Annotated in this window: 8 protein-coding genes; 3 read left to right on the plus strand and 5 right to left on the minus strand. The window is 61.5% G+C overall.

Features of this window, described 5'->3' with window-relative positions; translation table 11 throughout:
* Positions 1-17: 17 nt before the first annotated feature.
* Positions 18-1,016, minus strand: a complete 999-nt coding sequence (locus ACTIFS_RS00845) for a GlxA family transcriptional regulator (protein ID WP_439572136.1) — start codon at positions 1,014-1,016, stop codon at positions 18-20.
* A gap of 86 nt (positions 1,017-1,102) precedes the next feature.
* Between ACTIFS_RS00845 and ACTIFS_RS00850 the strand changes: the two genes are divergently transcribed.
* Entirely contained in the window at positions 1,103-1,882 is a 780-nt protein-coding gene (locus ACTIFS_RS00850) for a DJ-1/PfpI family protein (protein ID WP_439572137.1), read from the plus strand.
* Positions 1,883-2,006: 124 nt separating this feature from the next.
* Positions 2,007-3,239, plus strand: coding sequence for an ABC transporter substrate-binding protein (locus tag ACTIFS_RS00855; protein ID WP_439572138.1), 1,233 nt, complete (start codon positions 2,007-2,009; stop codon positions 3,237-3,239).
* A gap of 499 nt (positions 3,240-3,738) precedes the next feature.
* Here the strand turns inward: ACTIFS_RS00855 and ACTIFS_RS00860 are convergent, their stop codons facing one another.
* The 4 genes from ACTIFS_RS00860 to ACTIFS_RS00875 form a co-directional block, all read right to left on the minus strand.
* Positions 3,739-5,604: a putative bifunctional diguanylate cyclase/phosphodiesterase gene (locus ACTIFS_RS00860; RefSeq protein WP_439572139.1), complete on the minus strand. Its 1,866-nt coding sequence runs from the start codon at positions 5,602-5,604 to the stop codon at positions 3,739-3,741.
* 55 nt (positions 5,605-5,659) lie between these two features.
* The gene (locus ACTIFS_RS00865) at positions 5,660-7,069 is read right to left on the minus strand and encodes a sensor histidine kinase (RefSeq protein ID WP_439572140.1); all 1,410 of its coding nucleotides are present in this window, start codon (positions 7,067-7,069) and stop codon (positions 5,660-5,662) included.
* A gap of 42 nt (positions 7,070-7,111) precedes the next feature.
* Positions 7,112-8,455, minus strand: a complete 1,344-nt coding sequence (locus tag ACTIFS_RS00870; RefSeq protein ID WP_439572141.1) for an aminotransferase class I/II-fold pyridoxal phosphate-dependent enzyme — start codon at positions 8,453-8,455, stop codon at positions 7,112-7,114.
* A 199-nt stretch (positions 8,456-8,654) separates the two neighbouring features.
* Entirely contained in the window at positions 8,655-10,094 is a 1,440-nt protein-coding gene (locus tag ACTIFS_RS00875) for a sensor histidine kinase (RefSeq protein ID WP_439572142.1), read from the minus strand.
* 248 nt (positions 10,095-10,342) lie between these two features.
* Between ACTIFS_RS00875 and ACTIFS_RS00880 the strand changes: the two genes are divergently transcribed.
* Positions 10,343-11,113 (plus strand): outer membrane protein, encoded by a 771-nt coding sequence (locus ACTIFS_RS00880; RefSeq protein WP_439572143.1) that lies wholly within the window; start codon positions 10,343-10,345, stop codon positions 11,111-11,113.
* Positions 11,114-11,224 lie beyond the last annotated feature (111 nt).

Below are 11,224 nucleotides of genomic sequence, written 5' to 3' on the forward strand. Positions count from 1 at the left end.
CGGGTGGTGACGGCGCTTCACCTGCCATGCGCCTGGCCAGCCTCCCCACCGTCAAGACCGCGGGCGCCGAACTTTGCGCGATAGTCGTGGGGGGCGATCCCCAGCCGTCGCCGGAACGCTCGTCGCATCCGCTCTTCGTCAAGAAAGCCGCATCTGTTGGCGATCTCCTTGACGCTCTGGCGGGTTTCCTCGAGCGCGCGACGGGCGGCTTCCAGGCGCATGTCCTCGACGACCTTCGCAGGCGTGCGGCCCGTTCGTGCGGCATAGATCCGCGCGAAGGTCCGCGGGCTCATGGCAACCCGACCGGCGAGGACCTCCACCCGAAGGTCCTTGTCGAGATGATCCTGCATCCAGCGATGCAGGGATTCAAAGCCGCGTTCGTCGGCCTCCTGCAAGGCGAGGGGCACGCTGAACTGCGCCTGGCCGCCCGCGCGTTTCAGGAACACGACGAGCCGCTTGGCGACGCGGATGGCTTCGAAATGGCCCCGGTCCTCCTCGATCATCGCCAGTGCGAGATCGATGCCGGCCGTCACGCCCGCCGATGTCCAGATCGAACCGTCCCGCTCGTAGATGGCGTCCGGGGAGACCCGGACATCGGGGTAGCTGTCCTGGAGGAGCTGGCAGGAACCCCAATGGGTCACGACCTTGCGTTGCTTGAGCAGTCCCGCCGATGCCAGGACGAAGGCGCCCGTGCAGACCGAGCACAAGCGCCGGGCCCGGCTGGCATTGTCGGACAACCACTGGACAAGCTGCGGTTGCCTGGCCGCCTCATGGACACCCGGCCCCCCGACGACGACGAGGGTATCGACATCGTCCACCTCGTGGATCTGCCGGGTCATGATCTCAAGCCCGGACGAGGTTCTGACCAGGCCGCCCGCTATCGAGGCGACCGTCAGGCGGTAGGGTGCCATGTCGCGCGGAGCCGATTCACAGGACAGTTCGAAAGCGGCCAGCGGGCCTGACAGATCGAGTATCAGAGCGTCGGGAAAGACCACGAAGACGACGTGACGATGCACCGGGCCGTCCTCCTTGAGTGGCAAGGCCCACGCGGCAGGAAAGGAGGGCAGAATGTCGTTTCCGCCACCGATTGTCACGTCCGAAGATGCATCCTCGGCTGGCGACGGAGGCTCTGGTGACGACTTCCCCCCTGGAGATCGGGATCCTGTTCTTTCCCGGAATGACCCAGCTGGACGTGACGGGACCATTCGAGGTGCTGGCGCGTCTGCCGGGCGCGCGGATGCATCTGCTGTGGAAGCGCATCGAACCGATCACCAGCGACGTCGGCATGATCGTGTTGCCGACGACCACCTTTGCCGACTGTCCCAGACTGGATGTCCTCTGCGTCGGCGGTGGCCCGGGACAGATCGCCGTGATGGACGATCCGGACGTCATGGGCTTCGTTGCGGAGGCCGGCACTTCGGCGCGCTACGTCACTTCGGTTTGCGCGGGCAGCCTCATTCTCGCCGGCGCCGGGCTCCTCGACGGCTATCGCGCGGCGTGCCATTGGCTGTCGCGCGAGCAACTTGCTCCTCTCGGCGCCATTCCCGTCGACGAGCGTATCGTCGTGGACCGCAATCGCATCTCGGGCGGCGGGGTGACGGCGGGCATCGACTTTGCCTTCGAACTCGCGGCCGTCCTCTGCGGCGACGAGGTCGCCAAGCGCCTGCAACTGCTGCTCGAATACGATCCCAGGCCTCCCTTCGACATCAGCGAGCGAAGCGCACCCGCCGATGTTCTGGCGGCCATTCGCGAGGCCGCGCGCCCCATGCTTGAGGAAAGGCGGAGGGCCGGCGAACGCGCTGTCACCCGTCTGCAGGCCGGCGGCCGCCGACCCCACCAGGAGGCCACGGACGTCGTGACGGCGACCCCCGCGGCGCGATGAGGGGCATCCGGTGCAGGCACCGATCGGGCCTCCCAAAACAGGAGACCTGCGACAGTCGAATGCATGCCGACAGCCCCTCATCCCGGGAGCTCTCGGATTTGTCCGCACCACACAGGAGCCCCTCATGGCCCGATCCAAGATCGCAACGCTGATTGCCGCGTGCCTCATGTGGACAACGGCCGCAACGCCTTCCGTCTCGCAGGTTTCCGATGACGTGGTTCGCATCGGCGTCCTCAATGACATGTCCGGCCCCTATGCCGACATCACCGGGCGATCCAGCCTGATTGCAGTGCAGATGGCCGTCGAGGACTTCGGCGGCTCCGTCCTTGGCCGAAAGATCGAGGTCATCTCCGCTGACCATCAGAACAAGCCGGACGTCGGATCGGCCATCGTTCGCAGGTGGTACGACGAGGGCGGCGTCGACATCGTTGTCGGACTTGGCGCCTCGTCCGTCGCTCTCGCGGTGCGCGCCTATGCCCGCGAGAAGGGCAGGCTGGACATTGCGACGAGTTCGGGCACGTCCGACCTTACCGGCACCGCATGTTCACCGACCGGCTTCCACTGGATGCACGATACCTACGCCCTGGCGAAGACGCTTGCCACGGCCGCGGTCCGCAACGGCGGCACGTCCTGGTTCTTTGTGACGGCGGACTACTCGTTCGGTCATGTCCTCGAACGCGACGCAGCCCGGTTCGTGGAAGCCGCAGGCGGAACCGTGGTCGGCCGTGTCCGGGCGCCGATCAATTCGTCGGACTTCTCATCCTTCCTGCTTCAGGCACAGGCGTCGGGCGCGCGGATCATCGGACTGGCCAACGGTGGCAACGATACGATCAACGCGATCAAGACCGCGCGGGAATTCGGCATCGTCGGCGGGCGCGGCAACCAGAGCCTTGCAAGTCTTCTGCTGATGATCACCGACGTGCATGCACTCGGGCTCGATGCGGCGCAGGGCATGCTGCTCTCGGAGGGGTTCTACTGGGATCAGTCGGACGAAACGCGGGGCTTCGCCACACGGTTCTTCGCCCGTCGCAATCTGATGCCCAACATGATGAATGCCGCCGACTACAGCGCAACGATGCACTATCTGAAAGCGGTCCAGGCGGCCGGAACCGACGAGCCCCGCGCCGTGGCGGCCGCGATGCGCAGCCTGCCGATCAACGATGCGACCTTGAGGAACGGCAGGATCCGCAGCGACGGACGGGTCGAGCGCGACATGTACCTGTTCCGCGTCAAGAAGCCCGGCGAATCCCGCGGCCCGTGGGATCTGTATGAGCAGGTCGCCACCGTGCCATTCGCCGATGCCTTCCGGCCGCTTTCCGAAGGCGGTTGCCCCACTGCCGCCGCCAGCCGCCAATGACGAATTTTCGGGGTCTCTGGCTCTGACCAGAGACCGTGAGCCTCCTTAAGGTCTGGGCCGGCTTCGCGGATTGGAGCGGGCACTTTTGGAGACTGTCGTCGAAGCCCAAGGACCGGACCCATGTCCTGTCATTGAGGCAGTTGAAGGACAGAATCTTCACCGGGAGGTTCATCGCGCGTGCGACCGTTGACGTCTTCGCAGGCGCCCTGTTGCACGGGTTGCCCGGCGTGACCGTGCCACCGGCACAATCACGATCGCCGCCAAAGCGATCCGGGCAGATGAACTCGTCAGAAGTCGCATCGAGGCGGCAACGACTGAGCGCGATATCCTTCTCGATCAGAGAGTCCAGCGCTTTGGACAACCTGGTGCCGACGCCCGACAGGTGGGCATAGCGGACCTCGCAATTTGCGCGAGCAAGTAGCGAACTGGCGGCGTTTCAGGTGGCTGAATACCGCGTCGCCAAGATCATGGCTGCGTGCAATCGCCTCATGGGCCTGCATCACATGGAGCCATCCTCAATACTGAGACATTCCAGTGCGACGAAGGCACGAGCCGCTTCGGCCGTCAGCGGCCGGCTGAACAAGTAGCCCTGCCCTTGATCGCAGCCCTCCGCAGCCAGCGACGTCATCTGGTCCTCGGTCTCAACGCCTTCAGCGGTGGTCCCGACCCCGATATTCTGCCCAAGCATAATGATGGTTCGAACAATCGCCGTGTCGGAAGCATTCTCTCGAAGCCCCTGAACAAACCGTCGGTCGATCTTGATCTTGTCGAAGCGGAAATTCCGCAGATAGGTCAGGGAGGAATAGCCCGTGCCGAAGTCGTCGATCGATACGCGAACGCCTAGCTCCCGAATGGATTGGAGAATGCGGACATTCTTTCCCTCGGTGCCGAGCAAGGCACTTTCGGTGATTTCCAGTTCCAGGCGGTGGGGAGGAAGTCCGGTTGCGGCCAAGGTGTTGACGATCGTCGGCAGGAGCGAGGGGCACTCGAACTGGATCGGCGACAGATTGACAGAAATGCAGATGTGATTTGGCCAGGTTGCAGCCTCTTCACACGCCTTCCGCAGGACCCATGTACCAAGACGCGTGATGAGGCCGATTTCTTCGGCAAGAGGAATGAATACTTCGGGGGCAACCATACCTCGCGTTTTATGAGGCCAGCGCAGCAAAGCTTCGAAACCACTGATCCGACGCGTCTTCATGTCAAGGATCGGCTGATAGTGGACCTCGAACCGGCCCTCGGCCACGGCATCTTGCAGATCCACTTCGATCTGCCGGCGTTCGCGCTGGGTGTCGAGCATCCGCGGCTCGAAGACCGTCACACAACCTGTGCCCTTGGCTTTGGCGTGGTACATTGCGAGGTCGGCCGCATTCAAGAGGCCAAATGGATCGCCGACAAAGGCGCGGGCGGTGGCCAAACCACAACTGGCGCCGACGCGCACGGAGTGACCCCCGATAGGATAGGGCAGGGAAAGCGTCTCGATCAGTTCCGCTGCCTCGGTCTCCGGATTCGTCGGCGCCTCGAGAACGATGGCAAATTCATCGCCGCCCAGCCGCGCCACAAGGGACGACCTCGGCAGGGCTTCGCGCAGACGTCGGCCAACCTCGGCGAGAAGCCGGTCGCCTATGTCATGTCCATAGGTGTCGTTGATCGCCTTGAAGCCGTCGAGGTCGATGAACATCAGAATCGGCTCGGCCGCGTTCGCCGAGGCGACGCCGTCGAGCACGCCGCCGAGAGCCTCGCGAAATCCTTGACGGTTCAGCAGCCCCGTCAGAGCATCGTGATATGCGAGGAACCTCAGGCGCTCCTCCGTAACCTCGCGCTTCTGTGTTTCCTGAGCCAGCCTGGAGGCGGTGTCCTCAAGCTGGTAGTCGAGCGCGATCGAATGTTCCTCCAGTCGTTTCTTCTGCTCGCGCGCCGCTTCCAGCACGCGCCGGCGGTCGATCTGCGCGTTGATCCGCGCAAGAGCCACCTCGAAATCAACAGGCTTCGTGATGTAGTCGTTGGCACCCAGCGAGAGGCTTGAAACGACGTCCTCGCTCTGGCTTTTCGCCGTGACCATGATGATCGGCAGGTCGGCATAGGCCGGATTTGCCCGCAGACGCTGGACCACCTCGTTGCCCGACAGGTCCGGCATCATGATGTCGAGAAGGACGACATCAAAGCTCGTGCCGGCGATCTGCCGAAGGGCATCCTCACCCCCGACAGCCTCGGAGACTTCGAAGCCGCGCCTGACCAGCCGGCGGGTCAGGACCTCGCGATTGTCCGCAACGTCGTCGACTACAAGAACACGACGGGCACGCCCAGCCGCAGGCAGGGCTTCTGCGCGATCATGGGCGTGCGTTGCTGCCAGTGCATTCTTCATGATCTGTGCCTCGAAAGTCGCTTGCATTCGGGAGACTTATGACCAAGCAAAGGGCTTAGGCCGCTTCTGCGTGCACGGGGACAGTTTCCGTGGCGCTCGGCATATCCGGGACCACAAGCCGCGCAGGTAGATCGACCGTGAAGGTTGATCCCTCGCCGAGCTTGCTCGTGACGCGTATCTCTCCGCCCAGGAGCGCGCAGAATTTGCGTGTGATAGCCAGGCCAATCCCGGTACCACCGAATTTCTGCGAGATGCTCGCATCGGCCTGAATGTAGGCTTCGAACAGATTGGGCAGAACCTTCGGGTCGATCCCCATTCCGGTGTCGGAGACGGTTGCGACCAGACGTTCGTCCGCGATCGACTTGGTCAGCCTCAATTTCATAGTCACGGTACCGTTGCACGTGAATTTTCCAGCATTTCCAAGCAGATTTATCAGTATCTGTGCAACCTTTGTCCGATCCGACTCAAGCATTTCTTCGCGAAATGGGCAATCGACAACAAATTTGTTCCCGTTCTTCTCAATCATCGGCAGGATCGTAGCAACGACATCGTCGCAGAGATCGCTCAGTCGGAACGGCCGCACATCGATCGTTTGCATGCCCCGCTCGATCTTCTCGGTGTCGAGAGCCTGAGAGACGAGTGAAAGGAGATGCTTCCCGGCTGCGTTGATCCGATGCAGGTCCCTTGCCGTCTGAGGATCAACATCCGCTCGATCAGCACAGTCTTCGATCATGATCTCCGAGTACCCAATGATTGCGTTGAGCGGTGTCCGGAGTTCATGACTCATCTTCGAGAAAAACAAGGACCTGTCCTCACGCACTTTTTCGGCAATCTTTTGCGCTCCCTCGAGCTCTACGACAGCGAGACTATAGCGCTCTGCTTCTGTCTCAAGCTCTGTGCGCAACGCCATAACACGCGAATAATACAGAGCCATCCAGGTCATGTAGACCGTTGCTGCGACGATCGAGAGCCAGGAAAGTAGACGCAGGTCTTCAGTGCGCACATCTGATGGCAGGCCAAAGATCGCGACGCAGCAAAGAAAAACGGTAACATTCGCCGCAAAAACCGAGATGACAAAGGCAACATGCTTGGACAGATAAAAGAGTCCGAGCATGAGTCCGATGATCAGCCAGGGCAGGAATGGCGAGGAGAACCCGCCATAGAAATAGGTCCCCAGCAGCGAGATGCTTGCCAGTCCCTGGAAGGAGAGGCCTGTGACCAGAGGCATGCTTCCCGTGGCGCGAAGAGCAAAGGGAAGCGCCCAGAAACTCGAGATTCCGATCACCATCAGAACAAGTTGCGGCGTGACGGACGGCGAGATCAGGTAGAGAAAAACCCCCATTGGCTGCGCGATCAAAGGCCCAGCGAGATGCGTGAACACAAAGATCCTCGCCATCTCGAGGTTCGTCTGACCCCGAGTGATCGCTTCTGGGATGAACCAGTTGATGATCTTGTTGTTTGTCATGCCGGTCCGTTCCTCGCGCAGCCGTGTTTCCGTCCACCAAGATCAACCGGCCAGGCGCCGGCTGACGGGTTCGAACCCCGCATCAAGCTGGCTCCTGGCTGACCGCATGGCCGCATCGAGCCGATGGGCTGCCGCCAGTATCTCTTCATTCCGGTGACCGGCCATGACCTGAAGCCGGAAGCGGGCCAGCCCTTTGCCAACTGCCGGGAATTCGACCAGATTGGCGATAAGGCCTCTCCTTGGAAGATCGCGCGCCGTCATGCGGGCAAACGCCTCGTCACCGGTCTTGACGCAGACGATGGCTGAAGGATCACCGTAGCAATCCATCCCAAGCCGGCGAACTTCGGAACGAAGCGTGAGGATATTGGCCATCAGCTGACCGCGAAGGAACTTCCCTTCCTCGGACTGGACGATGTCCAGTGCCTTGGTGATCGTTGCAACTTGCGGCGGCGACAGGGCGTTCGAGAACGTGCAGCTCGGCGAGTAGAAGCGCAGATACTCCTTCACGGCCCGGGATTTCGTGGCAACGAAGCCGCCGTTGGAGCCGAAGGTCTTGGAAAAGCTGCCCATGACCAGATCGACTTTGCCCAGCATGTTCTGGATGCCGATATGGCCGGTCCCGTCTTCTCCAAGGCAGCCCAGATCATGGGCGACATCCACCATGAGGACAGCGCCGAACTCGTGGGCAAGGCTCTGAAGAGCGGCAAGGTCCGGGGTGTCGCTGTCCATCGAGAACAGGCCCTCGGTCACGACCATGATCCCGGCATCGGGATCGCGCCGACGAATGTCGACGAGGCGGCTGCGGCAATGGTCCACGTCATTGTGACGGAACAGGATGACGTTGCGCGTGGCAGCCTGGGCGCCGGTCTGAAGGCAGGCGTGGGCCAGGGCGTCCATCACGATGTAGTCGTGCGAGCGCACGAGCCCCTTGATGACACCGAAACCCGCGGCCCAGCCGGTGGGGTAGAGGATCGCCTCTTCCATCTGCATGAACTCGGCGAGCCGGCGCTCGAGCGCGACGGAAGTTGACGTGTTGCCGACAAGAGCCGGCGAGCCCGCCGAATGAACCCCGAATTCGTCAATCGCCTGCTTGGCCGCTTCGAGGACCGCGGGATGGGATGAAAGGCTGAGGTAGTCCTGCGAGGCGAAGTTGACGCCCTTCGTCAGGACTCCGGCATCGTCTCGAACGGCACAGCTGGAAGCCGGTCCTTTTTCGGTCGCGCGAGAAAAGGGCCAGGTCCCGGACTGCCTGCGCGTATCCTGCCAGGAATAGAATGCCTCGCAGCGGCCGAGCAGGTCTTTTCCCTGCATCACGCGGAAGTCACGCATACTTCCGCGCAACGCCCCTTGCGGAACTCCGTCAATCGTTTCATTTCGCATGGCCATCACACACCTCCTTATTAGTGGTTGGGGCGAAGTGTGCAGCGCAACTCACATAATTTTCTTAATTTGCAGCAATTTCCGTTGGGTAATAGCCATATAGTTAAAGACTGTTTTCTGTAAATTTGAACAACGGGCAGATGGAATCCATTGATCCCGGCCGCTCTTGCCCGGACATGGCGTGTAGCGGCCAGACGCCCTTTGGTCAGGCCGCCTCGTCCTCCCGAACGCGTTCATCTGCCGCGATCTTGGCCTCGGTGCGAGGGCGCCATTGCAGAGGAATGACCAGAGTGAAGAGTGCGCCGCCTCCCGTAGCGTTGCATGCGGCAAGACTACAGCCCATGGCGGCTGCCTGCCTGCTCATGATGGTGAGGCTGAGGCCCGTGCCACCATACTTGCTTGCCGCGGCGTCGCGCTTGTCAGCCAATGACTCAAAGAGAGTCGCGAGCCGCCCCTGGTCAATTCCCGGGCCACTGTCACGGATGGTCAGTTCAATTGCGTCATCGGGCGACCGGGTCGTCAGAAGGCGGCAGCGCAACTCCGCACGGCAACCGGGCGCATGCATCGGAATATTGTCGAGCACCGCCCCGAGGATCTGTGCCAGGCGCGACCCGTCCGTTTCCACCGTTGCGGCTGCCGCGTCGACCTCTAGCTCCAGCGTATTGCGTCCTGCCACAAAGGCCGGCAGGGACTTGGAAACGACATCATTGAGGACATCGGCCAGGACATGTGGCTTGACGGTGAACTGCATGCGGCCCGCCTCGATCTTCGAAAGGTCGAGGATGATGTTGATCAGCCGCAGCAGATACTGGCCCGCCTCATGGATCCGCTCAACGTCCTCGCGCATGCGCAGGTCATTCGCCTCAAGCGCATCATCTCGTAGAATCTGGCTGTAGCCGATCACGGCATTGAGGGGGGTGCGCAGTTCGTGGCTCATCCGGGCAAGAAACTCGGCCTTGTGAATGCCGGCCTCGTCTGCTGCCACGATGGCCGCCCGCAACTGATCTGTCGCCAGACGTCGCCGCCGGACCTCATTTTCAAGTTCGACGCCCGCATCGAAGATACGAGCGTAGTAGATCGCCATCGTCGCCACATAGCACAGAGCCGCGACCGTTGAGACCGTTCCAAGCGCGACAAGGGCGAGCTCCGGAGTGTCATTGGCGGGTGGGTTCGTCCCGTAAAAGCTCAGCAGAAAAAGCAGAAACGAACCTGCAAAGATCGCCATGAGCGGCCGCTGGAGGCTCGCATTCCCGCCGATGTAGAAGAACGAGAGAATGGGAATCAAAAGAACCCATGGGAGCGTTGGCGAAAGAACACCGCCATTGAAATAGCAGCTCCAGAAAATGCAAAAATTGAGATTGGCAACCGAAACAATGACGAGAGAATTATAGTCATAGTTTCGCTTCAGAAGGAACGGGAAAATCCAGAACGCAGTAATACTTGCCGACAATACCAAGATATCCCAACTCGGCGTCGGATCGAAAATGTAGAGCGCGATCGGAACGGAATTGCCCAGGATCGGCCCCATCGTATGACTGATCAGGAACATGCGCGCCTGGTTCGAGGCGGCACGGTCCGAACGGATCGAATGAGGCACGAAATAGTCGATCAGGCGCTGATAGCGCCCAGCCAATCCACTCAACACGATACGTCCTCCCCCAGCTTGGCGTATCCAAGCATTTCCCTTGAGGCACTTGCCACACATTGACCAAGCGTTGGCCGCGACTCTAGAGGCGGATTACTTCAGATGAGGTTAAGGCCGTGCCCGGGTACCGTTTGGCGGCCCCAGCGGGTGGGTTAAGGGAATATTAGGGTTAATCGTTCAGCGTCCTTCAGCCTGGTTCTCGGCGCGAGGGAGACGACCCGATCCCTCGTCCTGCAGAGGGATCTCTGATGACACCCAAAGCGATACTATGGGCCGCCCTTGTTGCGCTGGCGCCCGTCTTCGCTACCGAAGCTGCCAGGTCCGAGCCGCTTGGCCGGCCGGACTGGTCCGGCGTCTACTTTGGCATAGCCGGCGGTCTGGGCATGAGCGATGGACTTGCCTCGCTTGGACCTTATGCGGGGCCGCTTCTGACCCTCGATGTCAGCAACGGGCTGTTCCCCGGGCGGATCGGCTACTGGCGGGGAGGCGGTGTCTTCGGTTTGTCCGCCGGCGTGAACGCGCAGTCGGGATCGTTCGTCGCCGGTATCGAGGCCGATCTCGCCCTGTCCGACATCCGCGTCACCAATGCCTTCTCCAGGGTCGACCCCGGCCCGATCTTCCCGGGTGTGAACACCAACACCAGCTACCAGACGAACTTCGGAACAACGGCTTCGATGCGCATCCGTGCGGGTTACTCGCTCGGAAACACCCTTATCTATGCCACGGCGGGCCTTGCGGCCGCGCAGATTCGCAACCGTGTCACCTTGGCCATTCCCGAGCTCTCCTACAGTTCGCCGGATTGGACAGGTGCGGGGTTCAGACCCGGCTATGTCGTGGGCGTCGGCGCGGAACATCGGGTGACGGGCAACATCAGCGTCAAGTTCGAGGTCCTGTACTTTGACTTCCAGGACCGCGCGATCCTTGCGACCGATCCCGGAACGTTTCCCGGAGAAAGCTTCACTTACAAATTCAGCAATACGCTGTTGATGCAGCGCATCGGGCTCAACATGAGGTTCTGACGGAAGCTCTGCGTCGAAGCATGGAGCTGAGAGCGCTTCGCTGACCGTTCCTGTCATGTGGCGCCGACGAGCCGGGCGTGAGGGCCGTCGATCTTTCCGCGTCCGTCCATC

This window comes from Phreatobacter sp. (genome assembly GCF_051860605.1).
GTDB lineage: Bacteria > Pseudomonadota > Alphaproteobacteria > Rhizobiales > Phreatobacteraceae > Phreatobacter.

Excerpts from the sequence above, each read along its gene's own strand:
- ACTIFS_RS00865 (WP_439572140.1), bottom strand. The coding sequence starts at position 7,069 with ATGACAAACAACAAGATCATCAACTGGTTCATCCCAGAAGCGATCACT.
- ACTIFS_RS00860 (WP_439572139.1), bottom strand. The coding sequence starts at position 5,604 with ATGAAGAATGCACTGGCAGCAACGCACGCCCATGATCGCGCAGAAGCC.
- ACTIFS_RS00870 (WP_439572141.1), bottom strand. The coding sequence starts at position 8,455 with ATGGCCATGCGAAATGAAACGATTGACGGAGTTCCGCAAGGGGCGTTG.
- ACTIFS_RS00880 (WP_439572143.1), top strand. The coding sequence starts at position 10,343 with ATGACACCCAAAGCGATACTATGGGCCGCCCTTGTTGCGCTGGCGCCC.
- ACTIFS_RS00855 (WP_439572138.1), top strand. The coding sequence starts at position 2,007 with ATGGCCCGATCCAAGATCGCAACGCTGATTGCCGCGTGCCTCATGTGG.
- ACTIFS_RS00850 (WP_439572137.1), top strand. The coding sequence starts at position 1,103 with ATGCATCCTCGGCTGGCGACGGAGGCTCTGGTGACGACTTCCCCCCTG.